Source organism: Actinomycetospora sp. CA-101289, assembly GCF_050955895.1.
In the GTDB taxonomy this organism is placed as follows: domain Bacteria; phylum Actinomycetota; class Actinomycetes; order Mycobacteriales; family Pseudonocardiaceae; genus Actinomycetospora.
This window is the reverse complement of the sequence record NZ_CP192093.1, coordinates 544810-558746: the sequence shown is the minus strand read 5'-3', so window position 1 is coordinate 558746 and position 13937 is coordinate 544810. Positions and strand designations below refer to the sequence as shown.

Here is a 13937-nt window from a genome sequence, read left to right as displayed (position 1 = left end):
TCTACAGCTGACCCGTGGCCTCGCGCCACGCCCGCTCCTTCTGGATCCACGGGTTGTCCTGCGGGAACTCGTCGATCGAGCTGACCCGGCGGATCTCGGTCTTGAAGCCGGCCCGCGTGCCCGGAGCCCGCTTCGCCCACTCGACCGCCTCCTCCTTCGAGGCGACGTTGAGCAGGTAGAACCCGCCGAAGAGCTCGTGGGTCTCGCCGTACGGGCCGTCGGTGACCACGGGCGGCTCGGAGCCGTGGTCGACCACCACGGTGTCGGCGGGGTCGTCGAGTCCCTCCATGGCGAGCAGCACGCCCGCGCGCTCCATCTCCTCGTGGAACCGGCCCATGGACTCGAGCATCTCGTCCATGTCGACGTCCGCCACCGACGCCCAGCCCTCGTCGGTGGCCCGCATGATCAGCATGTACTTCATGGTCTCTCCCCTGTGCTCGTCAGGGCCGCTCGTCCGGACCCTCTCACCCCCAGGTCGAACGGCGAGGGACGCGGATCGACATCGCCCGGGAGGAATTTCCCTCCGCCCGTGGGATGACCGTCGGCGGGCGCAGATGTCGCAACCCGGTGGCTCGCCGGCACCAAGCTGCGCCGCGAGGCGTTTCCGTCGTACCCAACCGGCAAGCCTCCAGGTCATGGGACGCCATCGCGACGCGGGATCGGGCATCCGACCGCCTCTCCCGGCGGACGGCGGGACGGCGACATCGCACCGTCCGCCGCCCGGCGCGACGCGTGCCCGCACCGTCTCCCTCGTGGCCGCCGGCGCTCTCGCGGGCGGCGCCGCGATCGTCGCCACCACGGTCCCCTGGTCTCAGGAGGCCTCGTACGACCAGCCGGCCTCGCCCGCCGGCGGACTGTTCCGGGTGCCCGACGACCGCTCCGGCGCGCCCGTGCTGTCGGTGCCCGCGCCGCGGGCCCCGGAGGTCGCGCAGCCCGTGGCGGCCCTGCCCACGCAACCGCCGGCACGGACCGTGTGGCGCGCCGACGACCCGACGGCCTTCCGGACGACGCCCTGGACGACGGTCGGCGCGCTGCCGCCCCAGCGGGACGGCGACGAGGTGTCGTTCGTCCTGACCGGCCGCGGCCAGCGCAGCGAGCTCGAGCCCGCCCTGCCCGTGATCCGGGAGGGCGACGAGCACGAGGTGACCGTCGCGGTGCGCCTCGACGGCGACTTCCCCACGCGCTCGCCGGGCCACCAGGTGATCACCCGGTGGGAGAACGACAGCCCGGGGTCGGCCCCGCTCGACCTCCGCATCCACGACGGCCACCTCGTCCTGCACGGCGGCGGCGGGCACCCGTCGGGCCCGCGCACCTTCACCCGCGTCCTCGGACCGGCGCCCACGGAGGACTGGACCCGGCTGCACGTGCGGGTGCGCTTCTCCGCCGACCCCGACAAGGCCGCCGTCAGCGTGTGGCGCGACGGCGAGACCGTCGTGGACGACGACCGCCCGCCCGGCGGGACGCTCTACCCGGGCCAGCAGAGCTACCTCAAGGCCGGCCTGCACCGCGACCGCACCATCGCGACGCCCACCGCCGTGCAGTTCCGCGAGTGGCGCGTCGACCACACCCAGGCCGCCCGGGACGACGACGACCACGACGAGGACCGCGGCCAGGAAGCCGGCGAGACGCGGCGCGAGGTGCCCGAGGACCGCTCCGAGAACCGCTCCGAGAACCGCTCCGAGAACCGCTCCGAGAACCGCTCCGAGAACCGCGAGGAGCACGCTCCCCGCGAGCAGTCGGACCGCCACGAGGCCCCCGACCGCGAATCGGACACCGACCGCGACGCGCCGCGGGACGAGGGCTCCGACGAAGAATCCTCCGTGCAGGAGGACGCCCCGCAGCACGAGGACGCCTCGCAACGCGATGACGCCGACCGCCACGGCGACACCGAGGACGACGCGTCGGGGTCGAGCTCCCACGACGCCGGCGACGCCCGCGATCACTGAGCTCGCCGGTCGGGCGACAATGGCGCCGCGGACGGGCGGGATCGGCAACGGGGCGGGGGGCGCTGCGGGTGGACCAGCGCGTGTTCGGCCCCTACGAGCTCCTCGAGCTGGTGGGTCGGGGAGGCATGGGCGAGGTGTTCCGCGCCTACGACCGGGTCCGCGAGCGCACCGTCGCCCTCAAGCTCCTGCACCGCAACTCGAGCCCGACGCCGAGTACCTCGAGCGGTTCCGTCGTGAGTCCCGCGCCGCCGCCCGGCTGTCCTCGCCGCACGTCATCCCGATCCACGACTACGGCGAGATCGACGGCCGGCTGTTCATCGACATGCGCCTCGCGCAGGGCCGGGACCTGGGCACGGTCCTCGAGCGCCAGGGCGCGCTGCCGCCGGCGCGGGCGGTCGAGATCACCAGCCAGGTCGCCAGCGCCCTCGACGCCGCTCACGACGACGGCCTGATCCACCGCGACGTCAAGCCGTCCAACGTCCTCGTGTCCACCGCGCGCGGGCGCGACTTCGCCTACCTCGTCGACTTCGGCATCGTGCGGGCGTTCGACGGCCGGGTCGGACAGTCGCTGACGGCGACGGGCTCCATCATCGGCACGCCCGCCTACATGGCGCCGGAGGTCTTCGCCGGCGAGCGGCTCGACCGCGGGGTCGACGTCTACGCCCTGGCCTGCCTGCTCCACGAGGCGCTCGCCGGCCAGCCGCCGTTCCGGGCCCCGAGCCTCCCCGCGATGATCCACCAACACCTCCACGTGGCGCCCCCGACGCTCACCGACCTGCGCCCCGACCTGCCGCGCGGTCTCGGCGCCGCGCTGGCGTGGGCGCTGGCGAAACGCCCGGACCAGCGGCCGAGCTCGGCGGGCGAGTTCGCCGAGGCCGTCCGGACGGCGCTCGACGCGCCGGCGCCGCGGGCGGCCCCGCCCCAGCGGCCGGTGCCGACGCTGCTCGGCCCCGCCGCCGCGCGGGCGACCGTGCGCCCGCTCCCGGAGCCCGACGGGCAGCCGCTGCACGCCGTCGCGTACAGCCCCGACGGGGGCCTCCTCGGCGGGGTCCTCGCCGACCCCGGGGGTGCTGTCGTCCTCGAGGCCGAGACCGGCGCCGTCGACACCTGGCTGCCGGACGACCGGCAGGGCAGCGTGATCGCCTTCTCGCCGGACGGGGCGACGGTGGCGACCGGGACCAACCGCGGCCACGCCGGCGAGGTCCTGCTCTGGGACGTCGCCACCGGTGCGCTGTGGGGCGAGGTGGCCCGTCACGACGGTGTGGTCGCTGCCCTCGCCTTCAGCCCCGACGGTCGCCTGCTCGCCACCGCCGGCAAGGACCGCACCGCCGCCGTCTGGGACGTCCCGACCGGGCAGCCGGTGATGACCTGCGCCCTGCGCCACCCCGTCCGCGACCTGGCCGTCAGCCCCGACGGCTCGTGGCTGGCCACCGCCGGGCGCGGCGTCCACCTGTTCGGCATCCGGGCGACGCGCCGGGCCCGCGCGGCCCTCCACCTGCCCACCGACGACATCACCTGGGCCGTTGCCTTCGCTCCCGATGGCGTCACGCTCGCCACCGCCGGCGCCGACGGGCTGGCGACCACGTGGCACCTCGGCACGGGGGACGCCCTCGAGCGCTTCCGGCACCAGGAGGAGGTCCTCGACGTGCAGTACGCCCTCGACGGGCGGGCACTGCTGACCGCGGCCGCCGACGGCACGGCCACCGCCTGGGACCTCGGCCGCCGGGGCCAGCCGCGCCGGGTGACGCTGACCGACGAGGTCTACCAGCTCGCCGTCCACCCCCGGCGCCTCGGCACGGTCGCGGCCCTGACCGCCGACGGCCTCGTGCACCTCGTCGAGCTGCGGTGACGGCACCGAACGGTCACGTGCCGTCACCGAACGGCCCCGTGCGCCCGCCCGACCAATGCGCATAAGCTCCACCGGGTGCAGATCGGCGTCGAGGAGCTACTCCGTGTAGTCCCTGGTGCGCTCGCCGTCACCTCCGGCGCCGAGCACGTCGTCGACGGGCTGAGCGCCCGGGGCACGCAGCTGCTGGGAACGGCGCGGGCCGGGAGCCCGCTGGGGGACGCGGTCGCGCCCGGCGAGCTGCTCGACGCCCTCGACGCTGCCCGCCGCACCGGGGAGCCGACCGCGCTCCCCGGCCACGCCCTGCCCGGTGCCGGGGTGCCCGGGTGCCTGCGCGCCACGCCGGTCGGCGCCGGGGTCCTCCTGCGCCTCGAACTCGACGAGCACGTCGGCGGCGGCTCCACCCGGGCAGCCGGGTTCCAGCAGCTCACCGAGGAGCTCTGCCGGGCCCTGACGCCCGCGGACATCGGACGGCTCACCGCCACGGTGGCCGCGGCGTTCATCGGCGCCGACGCGTGCGCGGCCTACAGCCGCACCGACGGCTCGGACGTCCTGGACGCGCTGCACCACCACGGCTGGCCCGGTGCCACCCCCGCGCAGTTCACGCGGGTCTCCCTGCAGCGCGGGCGGCCGATGTCGGACGCCGTGCTCACCGGCGAGCCGGTGTGGCTGGAGGACGCCGACCAGTGGCGCGCCCGCTACCCCGAGATGGCTCCGGTCGGCGTGTCCGAGGGCCACCAGGCCTGCGCCTGCCTGCCTCTGCGCGTCGAGGACCGCGACCTCGGCGCCGTCGTCTACAGCTTCTACCAGCCCCGCGCGTTCGACCCCGCCGAGCGCGAGTTCCTCCTCGCCGTCGCCGCGCTGTGCGCCCAGGCCCTCGACCGCGCGCGCCTCTACGCCGCCGAGCACCAGGCGCGCGCCGACGCCGAGCGGGCGCGCGACCGCATGGCGTTCCTCGCGCAGGCGAGCAGCCTCATGGAGGCGCCGCTGTCGGTGGAGGAGCGGCTGCGCCGGCTCGGGGACCTCGTCGTCGAGGGCGTCGCCGACTGGTCGGCGGTGCACCTCGTGCGGGGGTCCCGGGTGGAGCGCGTCACCGTCGCGCACCTCGACCCCGCGAAGGTCGCGTTCGTCGAGGAGCTCGAGCGGCGCTACCCCCCGGACCCGGACGCCCCCGGCGGTGCGATCGAGGTGGCCCGGACCGGGGTGCCGGTCGTCATGACCGACGTGCCCGACGAGCTGCTCGTCGCGTCCGCGCGGGACGCGACCCACCTGGAGCTGCTCCGGGCGATCGGGCTGCGCTCGGCGATCGTCGTGCCGCTGGTGGTGCGCGGGCGCAGCCTCGGGGCGCTGACGCTGGTCCACGCCGAGTCCGGGGAACGGTTCACCGACGACGACCTGACCTTCGTCGGCCAGCTCGCCGCCACCGCCGCGCTCGCCCTGGACAACGCCGCCCTCTACGAGCAGCAGCGCCTCGTCGCGCGCACGCTGCAGACCGCGCTGCTGCCCAGCGAGCTGCCCGACGTCCCCGGGGTCTCCTGCGCGGGCCGCTACTGCCCGCCGAGCCCGGACCTCACCGACGTCTACGTGGGCGGCGACCTCTACGACGTGCACGAGGACGCCGAGCGCGGGCGGTGGGCCCTCACGGTCGCCGACGTGTGCGGCAAGGGCCCCGAGGCGGCCGCGCTCACGGCCCTGATCCGGCACACCGTCCACGCCGAGGTGGGCCACGGGCTCGCGCCGGCGGAGGTGCTGCGGCGGGTCAACACGGCGATGCTGCGCCACCGCGGCGGGAACCGCGCCCGCTTCGCCACCATGGCCCACGCCGCGATGACGGTCGACGACGAGGGAGCGGCGATCGCGTTCGTCAACGGCGGGCACCCGCCGGCGATCGTCCTTCGGCACGAAGCGCAGCGGAGCTGCCGCGCCGAAGGCGAGACACTGCGGGGCGATCGCGTCGAGTGGCTCGAGGTACCCGGCACGCTCGTCGGCGTCTACCCCGATGTCGACCTGGCCGAGGTCCGCGTGCGGCTCGACCCGGGCGACGCCCTCGTCCTCTACACCGACGGCGTCACCGAGGCCCGCGGCCCCGACGGGTGGTTCGGGTCCGAGCGGCTCGCGTCCCTGGTGGCCTCGCTGGCCGGGGCGAGCGCCGACGCGATCGCCGACGGCGTCGTCACCGCGGTGACCGACTTCCAGGGCGGCCGGCTGCGCGACGACGTCGCCCTGCTCGTCGTCCGGGTCGACCCGTGAGCGGCTCCGGCGGCGGCCTGTGGGTCGACCGCACCGCCGACCCGGACCGCCTCGAGCTGGCCCTGTGCGGCGAGCTCGACACCGACACCCTGCCGACCGCCCAGGACGAGGTCGCGGCGGCCGAGGCCGAGGCGCCGCCGCTGCTCGTCCTCGACCTCACCGGACTGCACTACGTCGACTCCACCGGGGTGCGGCTCGTCCTGCTCGCCCAGAACGTCGCCGACGACGCCCAGCGGCGCCTCGCGGTGCGCCTCGGGCACGGGCAGACCCGGCGGATGTTCGACATGCTCGGCATCACCGGGCGCCTCGAGGTCCTCGACCTGGAGGACGGCGATCGCCCGTGACGGCCACCGATCCCTTCCGGCACCTCGCCGTCGTCTACCACGACGCCGACGACCTCATCGCCACGCTCACCCCGCTGCTCGACGTCGCGGTGACGCGCGGCGACCTCGTGTGGGCCGCGGTCGACGAGCCCCTGCGCGAGGCCGTCGAGCGCCACCTCGGCGTCCGCGCCCGCGAGGTCGTCTTCGGCGAGCCGGCGTTCCCCTACAGCTACAGCGGGCAGACGACGGCGGCGCGGCGGGCCGAGCGGCTGCGCGAGCTCGGCGAGCTGGGCGGCGACCGCGCCGCGCTCATCCTCAGCGACAGCACCACGGTCGGCGGGTCGGGTCCGGACTCGTCGGCGCCCGACTACTGGAGCGTCGTCGACGCGAGCTGCAACCTCGCGCTCACCGGGCTCCCGGTGACGCTGATCTGCCTGTGCGCCGCCGCCGACGTCTCCGACGACACCGACCGCTACCTGCACTGGAACCACCCCGAGCTCTTCGTCGGGACCACCGCGAGCCCCAACCCGCGCTACCGCTCCCCCGACCAGGTGCTCGCGTCGGTGCCCGCGCCGCCCGCGCCTCCGCTGGGTCCGCCGAGCGAGCAGGCGACGTTCGCCGGGGCCTCGGGCCTGCGCGGGGTCCGCGTGGCGACGCGGCGCCACGGCGAGGAGGCCGGGCTGAGCGACGAGCAGGTCGACGGGTTGGTGCTCGCGATCGGCGAGCTCGTCAGCAACAGCGTCGAGCACGGCGCGGGGCACGGCACGCTGTCCTGGTGGACCCGGCCCGGCCGGATCGTCGCGCAGATCCACGACGTCGGGCACATGGGCAGCACGACGCCCGGGCTCCGGCGTCCCGACGTGCGCTCCGCCCGCGGGCGCGGGGTGTGGCTCGCGCGCCAGCTCAGCGACGTCCTGCACATCTGGAGCGGGGCCGACGGCACCCACGTGCGGCTGGAGCTCGGCGCGTAGGAAGACAGAGCCCGGACCGCCGAGTCGGGGGTTCCCGGCGGCCCGGGCTCTGACGAGGACGTCGCCGCGCCGCCCTCCGCCGTTACGCCCAGAGAAGCCGACCGAATGGTCTGTAACGAGCCGCCCCGGGAGCGCGAGACACCGGCACTCGTGTCGTCATCTCTGTCGGGGAGAGCTGTGTCGAAGAAGGGCTGGGCCATCGGCGTCGTCGCGTTCCTCGCGGTCGTCGGCTCGTGCAACCAGGAGTCCGCGCCGACCACGCCGGTGTCGCCGGCAGCCGCGCCGGCGGTGACGACGACCGCGCCGAGCTCCACCGCGCCCGTGCTGCCGACCACGACGCCCCGGCCCGCGGGCGAGACCGTCGCGGTGACCCGGGTGATCGACGGCGACACCTTCGAGATCGCCGGCGGGCGGCGCGTGCAGGTCCTGGGCATCGACTCCTGCGAGATCGGCACCTACGGCGGCACCCAGGCCAAGGAGTCCGCGGGGGTGTGGCTCGACGGCCGGTCAGTGGTGCTCGAGCAGGAGCCCGGCGTCGACCGCGACGAGGACGGTCGCCTGCTGCGCTACGTCTCGACCACCGACGGCAGCGACCTCGGCGAGACGATGGTGGCGCAGAGCCACACCGGCGTCGACGAGGACGACGCCTCGGCCACGCGGATCGCCGACCTGCGGGCGCAGGACTACACCGGCCGCGACTGCTCCGCGCCTGAATACGCGCCCTCCACCAGCCAGTACGACGTCGACGTGGACCTCGAGGACGACGACGACGGCCTGCCCGACGGCGCCCTGACCGGCGGCTACTGCGCCCGCAAGTGGTGGTGCTGAGCGCGATCCGGGCTCACGGGCTCACCGAAACCGAGGAGCCTGGATGTCCGCCCGGAGCGCGTCGGCCGAAAAGCGTCCGGTCCGGAAGTCGGTGACGGCGGGCGCCTGCTCCCGGGCCCCGACGACCAGGGCGGACTCGCCCCCGCCCGCACCGCCCCGACCCGGGAAGACGAGGCCGTCCGCCGGGTTGTAGCCCGTCCCGTCACCGTCGCCCAGGTCGTCGTTGTTGGACCCGCTGCCCCCGGGGCGCAGCAGGACGTCGACGGGCACGCGGCCCGTGCCGTCGCCGTCGCCCTCGTCCCCACCGCCGGCGCCGCCACCCCTGCTGGGGTCCCACCGGATCGCCGGCATCCGACCCCCGCCGGTGTCGTCGCCGAGGCCCCCACCGCCGTCACCGCCCGGGCGGTCGTCGCCGATGGCGCCATCGGCGGTCAGCAGGATCCGGATCGCGCGGTCCCAGGCGTCGCCACCGCCGAGGCGGATCACCCCGCCCGGTGCGCCGCCCGCACCGTCGCCGTCGCCGTCGTCGTCGCCCGACTCGCTGGCGGCGTCCCCGTCATCGCCGCCGTCATCGCCGTCGCCGTCATCGCCGTCGTCGTCGTCGCTCCCGGAGCTGCTCCCGGAGCCACTGCCCGAGCCACTGCCCGAACCGCTCCCGGCGTCGCCCCCCGAGCCGCTGCCCTGCCCCTCACCGCTGCCCGACCCGGGCTTGTCGTTCCCTCCCGGGTGGCCGCCCTGCGAGTCCCCTTGAGCCGGCTTGTCCGCCCCGAAGATCTTCTCGCCGAGCCAGTGGATGGCGGCGCCGGCCGCGTCGGCGATGCCGTCGACGACGCCGCCGACCTTCTCGATCACCACGCCGGCAGCACCGGCGATGCCGTCGACAGCTCCCTTCACCAGATCGGTCGCCCCGTGGACGATGTCGCGCACGGTGTCGGCCACCCCACCGATGACGTCGCGCGCCGCGTCGACCACCCCGGCGGCGGCGTGGGCGACGGTGTTGACCACCCCGCCGAAGAACTCGCCGAGCTTGCCGGCGGCGCCGCCGAAGACGCCGGTGATCTTGTCGAGGACGGTCTTGCCGATCGCCTGCGGGTTGAACGATCCGCCGACCGTGACGGTGCCCCCGACGACCACCGCGCCACCGGCAGTGACGCTGAACCCGACCTTGCCGTTCTTGACCGTGACCTCGATGTTGAAGACGACGGCGAAACCGGCCAGGGCCGAGACCCCGGCGTGCACCTCGCCGTACTCGCTGCCGGCACTGACGTCGCCGCCGACCCCGACGAAGGCACCGAGCCTGCCGCCGGCCGAGAGCTCGGCGCCGCTCCCACCGACAGCGACCTCCGCGTGTCCGTCGGCCCCGGCCCCGACCACCACGACGACGCGGCCGCTCAGGTTCACGGGCCCCGCAGTGGCCTGGCCGTGGGCCTCGACGCCCGCGCCGAAACCCACCTTGCCGTCGGCCGCCGCCTTGAGGCCGTCCTTCCCGAGACTGGCGTCGTAGTGCGCACCGGCCTGCCACGCGCTCCAGGCGGAGGTTCCTCCCCGGATGATCACGGGACCGATGGAGGTCCGGCCGTCGGTGCTCACCAGCCAGCTGCCGCGCCCGGTGACGTCGCCCGAGGAGTGCAGCGGGCCGGGGAGCAGGCGTCCCGCCTGCCTGATCCCGCGGTCCGCCGCGGTCGTCGCCTGCTGGGTCGTGTTCCTCCAGAAGTCACCGGCCGCCGTGCCGGCGGCGCGCCGCGCGCCGTCGGGGTCCCGGATGACGCTGCCCGGGGCGCCCAGGACGCCGGCGGCGCTGGCCCAGGTCAGCCCGGTCCGGGCGACCGCGTCCCGCAGGTCGGCACCCGAGGCGCTGCCGGCGCCCCGCACGTCCGCACCGGGCCTCGTGCCCGCGTCCCGACCGGCGTCGGCGCCGGTCCCGAACCCCGCGGGACGGGTCGTGCCGTGGCCGGCCGCCGCGGTCCCGGCGCCGGTGTTCGTGGTGGTCGGGTGCGACGTGGCCCCCGTGGTCGTGTGCCCGAGCTGCGTCGGGAGATGAAGACCGCTCGCCACCCCGGAGCTCCCGAGGTCGCCGGGCAAGCGGAGGGCGGCGTCGCCGAACCTCCGCGAGGCGCCGTCGGCGGACGTCGTGTGCGCAGCCGCGGGGAGCACGTGCTGGACCTGTCCGCCCGTTCCCGAACCGGCCGGCGCGGGGCGGGGACGGAAGTCGATGTTGCTGTCGGGCACGGCAGGGACCCCGCTCCCGGCCCCGGCACTCGAACCGGCACCCGCCCCGCCGCCGGCGCCCGACCCACCGCTCGACCCCGACCCGGCGGGCGCGGCGGCGCCGGAGCCTGCGGGTACCGCGACGCCCGAGCCGACGCCCGAGGCGACGCCCGAGGCGACCCCCGAGCCGACGCCCGAGCCGGAGCCCTCGCCGGAACCGTTGCCGGAGCCGCCGTTCGAGCTCGCAGCGGCGTCCGCTCCTGACCCAGCATCCGAGCCCGACCCAGCATCCGAGCCCGACCCAGACCCGGAGTCCAACCCGCCACCGGAACCTGATCCAGCGTCGAAGCCACTGCCGGAACCCGAACTCGACTCCGAGCCGTACCCGGAACCCGATCCGCCATCCGAGCCGAGGCCCGACCCAGCCCCGGAGTCCAACCCACCGCCGGAACTCGACCCAGCCTCGATGGCACCACCAGAAGCTGATTCCGACCCAGCATCCGAGCCCGACCCAGCATCCGAGCCCGACCCAGCATCCGAGCCCGACCCAGACCCGGAGTCCAACCCGCCACCCGAACTGGATCCAGCGTCGAAGCCCCCGCCGGAACTCGACCCAGCCTCGAGGCCACCACCAGAACCTGATTCCGACCCAGCATCCGAGCCCGACCCAGCATCCGAGCCCGAACCAGCATCCGAGCCCGACCCAGCGTCGAAGCCACCGCCATCACCCGACCCGGAACCGGCGTCGAACCCGCCGCCCGAGCCGGGACCCTCGTTCGAGCCGAAGTCCGACCCGGCTCCGGCGTCCAGCCCGCCACCCGAACTCGACCCGGCGTCGAAGCCGCCACCAGCACCCGACGCAGACCCAGCGTCGAACCCGCCACCCGAACCCGACTCCGAGCCGTACCCGGAACCCGAGCCACCATCCGAGCCGAGGCCCGAACCCGAGCCACCATCCGAGCCGAGGCCCGAACCCGAGCTGTCGCTCGCTCCACTACCGGCACCCGAACCCGGCCCAGCGTCGTATCCGCCACCCGGCCCGGGACCCTCGTTCGAGCCGAAGTCCGACCCAGCGCCCGAGTCCAGCCCACCACCGGAACCCGAGGCCGCGTCGAAGCCACCACCCGAACCGGACTCGGCGTCGAACCCACCACCCGAACCCGACTCCGAGCCGTACCCCGAACCCGAGTCACCGTCGGACCCGTATCCAGAGCCCGACCCGAGTCCCGACCCCGCGCCGGTCCCGGTCGCCGGCGCACCTGTCTGACCGGCGCTCAACGGCTGCCCCGATCCGAGGTCAGGAGTCGTCGGGGCCACCGGCACAAGATTCGGGGAGGCGACCGTCGACACCGGTCCCTGCTGCCACGACGACGGCAGCGACTCGGCGAACGTCTTCGCGTCGGTGTCCCAGCCGGCGGACGCACCGCCGGACTCGGCCACCGACGGGTGCGGGCTCCCGCCCTCGGCCTGGCCGTTCTCGGCACCGCCCGAAGTCAGGTCTGGCCCCGGGACGCCTCCCTCGGTGCCGGTACCCGACGCCGTGGCGGGATCGCCGGGAGCCGACGAGGGGGCTCCGTCCCCGGAGTCGTGAGGCCCGGGAAGAGCACCGTGATCGGTGCCCGTCGTGACGGAGCTGGTCACGGGCGTTGCCGCGGACCCGTCGGAAGGACCTTCCGCAGGGGACTCGCCCGAGGACGTGCCGTCCGCGCCGTGGCCGGACAGGTCGTCGGAGTCCTGGGTCTGCTGCCCGTCGCTCTCCGCCTGGGTGTCGTCCGTGTCGGACCCGGAGTCGCCGTCGCTCGGTGCGTCCGCCGAGTCGCTCGATCCCGAGTCGCTCGATCCCGAGTCGCTCGATGCCGAGTTGTCCGAGCCCGAGTCGTCCGAGCCCGAGTCGTGCTCGGACGCCGAGTCCCCGGACGTGTCGTGCGCACCATCCGCGTCGTTGGCGCCGTCGTCCCCGCCGGAGTCGTCCCCGCCGGAGTCGTCCCCGCCGGAGTCGTCCCCGCCGGAGTCGTCCCCGCCGGAGTCGTGCCCGCCACCGCTGTCGGCGGCGTCGCCGCCGCCACCGTCGTCGCCCCCGGCCGCCGTGTGCAGCTCCGCCCCGAACACGAGCGCCGAACGGGACAGCCGCTCCTCGAGACGCGCCGGCTGCCGGACGCCCCTGTCGACCCTCAGCGCCGTCAGCACGGACAGGTCGGACGCACTGATGCCGTACTCCGAGGCGACGTCGTCGGGGCGGGCCTGGACCGCGAGGGCGAACTCCGAGTCCGTGGCCATCCTCGTGATGAGCGCGTGGAGCTGCGATTCCGTCATCGCGGTACGTCCTTCGCGTGGTGTGCCGACAGCGATCAGGGTTCTGCCCGTGGACGGTCGTCGGCGACCTCGGCGGCACCCGGCCATCGCCGAACGCCGCCCCTCCCCCGGCTCCCGCGGAGCGGAGACGATCCTGCGGCCATCCGGACGCGTTGTAAGCAGTAAGGGACTACTGCACGACGCTGAGTCCGACCGTCGGCACCTTGCGTGGTCACGGTGGCATCGACTTGAGCGACGTCCGCTGCGCGCGGGCGCTTTCGCTACCGTCTCGGCACCCGATCACCCCACGGAGGAGGCGTTCGTGAGCGCGGACCCCGGTCGCTGTGTGGTCCTCGTGCCGGTCGGGGGCCACGTCGTCCCCGAGTGCGAGGCCGGGCTGGGCCGGCTCGAGGCCGCGGGCTACACGGTCCGACGCGTCCGTGGCTACGCGGCCATCGATCAGGCCCGCAGCCAGATGGCCTCCGACGCCCTCGCCGACGGCTTCGACGAGCTGGTGTGGATCGACTCGGACGTCGTCTTCGACGTGGCCGACGTCGAGCGCCTGCGGGACAGCGACGTCCCCGTCGTCTGCGGCATCTACCCGAAGAAGGACGCACGGGCGCTGTCCTGCCACCTGCTACCGGACACCGAGAAGGTGCACTTCGGGAGCCACGGCGGCCTCGTGGAGATCCGATACGCCGCCGCAGGCTTCCTGCTGACCCGCCGCGAGGTGTACGAGGGCATCGCCCGGCACGAGGAACTCCCGGTCTGCAACCAGCGCTTCCGCGTCCCGGTCGTGCCGTACTTCCTGCCGTTGATCATCCCCGACGGCGACGGGAGCTGGTACCTCGGCGAAGACTTCGCCTTCTGCGAGCGCGCGCGCCGCAGCGGGTTCCCGATCCTCGCCGACACACGGATCAAGCTGGGCCACGTCGGCACCTACCGCTACTACTGGGAGGACGCCGGCAGCACCCGCGAGAGGTACTCGGACTACGAGTACTCGGTGTGGGCGGACTGAGCTCTCCCAGCGTCCGCCGCCGGTCGATCAGCTCGACGACCCAGTGTGGGGAGCGGTGGATCGTCCCGCCGGGCAGTGCCTTCGACCGGCCACCAGATCGCACGCGAAGCACGGGTCCACGAGCTGAGCGTCCCGCACAGCGAAGGACCGACGGGCAGGGACGGCGATGGCCGATCTCGACAGCGAGCGGTCCCGAGCGCGCGGATGCAGTAGTCCTTACGGCAGACCGCGGGCCCGCCCGCCCGGCACGCTGTC

Annotated in this window: 9 protein-coding genes; 7 read left to right on the top strand and 2 right to left on the bottom strand. The window is 75.0% G+C overall.

From position 1 onward, the window contains the following. Position 1: 1 nt before the first annotated feature. The gene (locus ACQPX6_RS02680; RefSeq protein ID WP_433785239.1) at positions 2 to 421 is read right to left on the bottom strand and encodes a YciI family protein; all 420 of its coding nucleotides are present in this window, start codon (positions 419 to 421) and stop codon (positions 2 to 4) included. 331 nt (positions 422 to 752) lie between these two features. Here ACQPX6_RS02680 and ACQPX6_RS02675 point away from each other — a divergent pair, with 331 nt between their 5' ends. The 6 genes from ACQPX6_RS02675 (at position 753) to ACQPX6_RS02650 (ending at position 8164) form a co-directional block, all read left to right on the top strand. Beyond that, positions 753 to 1946, top strand: coding sequence for a heparin lyase I family protein (locus ACQPX6_RS02675; RefSeq protein ID WP_433785238.1), 1194 nt, complete (start codon positions 753 to 755; stop codon positions 1944 to 1946). After that, the gene (locus ACQPX6_RS02670; protein WP_433785236.1) at positions 1864 to 3795 is read left to right on the top strand and encodes a WD40 repeat domain-containing serine/threonine protein kinase; all 1932 of its coding nucleotides are present in this window, start codon (positions 1864 to 1866) and stop codon (positions 3793 to 3795) included. Before ACQPX6_RS02675 ends, ACQPX6_RS02670 begins: the two co-directional genes overlap by 83 nt. A gap of 75 nt (positions 3796 to 3870) precedes the next feature. After that, positions 3871 to 6042 (top strand): SpoIIE family protein phosphatase, encoded by a 2172-nt coding sequence (locus ACQPX6_RS02665; RefSeq protein WP_433785235.1) that lies wholly within the window; start codon positions 3871 to 3873, stop codon positions 6040 to 6042. Then, the gene (locus tag ACQPX6_RS02660) at positions 6039 to 6386 is read left to right on the top strand and encodes an STAS domain-containing protein (protein ID WP_433785234.1); all 348 of its coding nucleotides are present in this window, start codon (positions 6039 to 6041) and stop codon (positions 6384 to 6386) included. Before ACQPX6_RS02665 ends, ACQPX6_RS02660 begins: the two co-directional genes overlap by 4 nt. Beyond that, on the top strand, positions 6383 to 7336 hold the full coding sequence (locus tag ACQPX6_RS02655) for an ATP-binding protein (protein ID WP_433785232.1): 954 nt from the start codon (positions 6383 to 6385) through the stop codon (positions 7334 to 7336). Before ACQPX6_RS02660 ends, ACQPX6_RS02655 begins: the two co-directional genes overlap by 4 nt. A 177-nt stretch (positions 7337 to 7513) precedes the next feature. After that, on the top strand, positions 7514 to 8164 hold the full coding sequence (locus ACQPX6_RS02650) for a thermonuclease family protein (protein WP_433785231.1): 651 nt from the start codon (positions 7514 to 7516) through the stop codon (positions 8162 to 8164). A 21-nt stretch (positions 8165 to 8185) separates the two neighbouring features. On the opposite strand, the gene ACQPX6_RS02645 is transcribed toward ACQPX6_RS02650, so the two are convergent. Beyond that, entirely contained in the window at positions 8186 to 10393 is a 2208-nt protein-coding gene (locus tag ACQPX6_RS02645) for a hypothetical protein (protein ID WP_433785230.1), read from the bottom strand. A 2593-nt stretch (positions 10394 to 12986) separates the two neighbouring features. Here ACQPX6_RS02645 and ACQPX6_RS02640 point away from each other — a divergent pair. Then, on the top strand, positions 12987 to 13682 hold the full coding sequence (locus ACQPX6_RS02640) for a hypothetical protein (protein WP_433785229.1): 696 nt from the start codon (positions 12987 to 12989) through the stop codon (positions 13680 to 13682). The last annotated feature ends 255 nt before the right edge of the window (positions 13683 to 13937 follow it).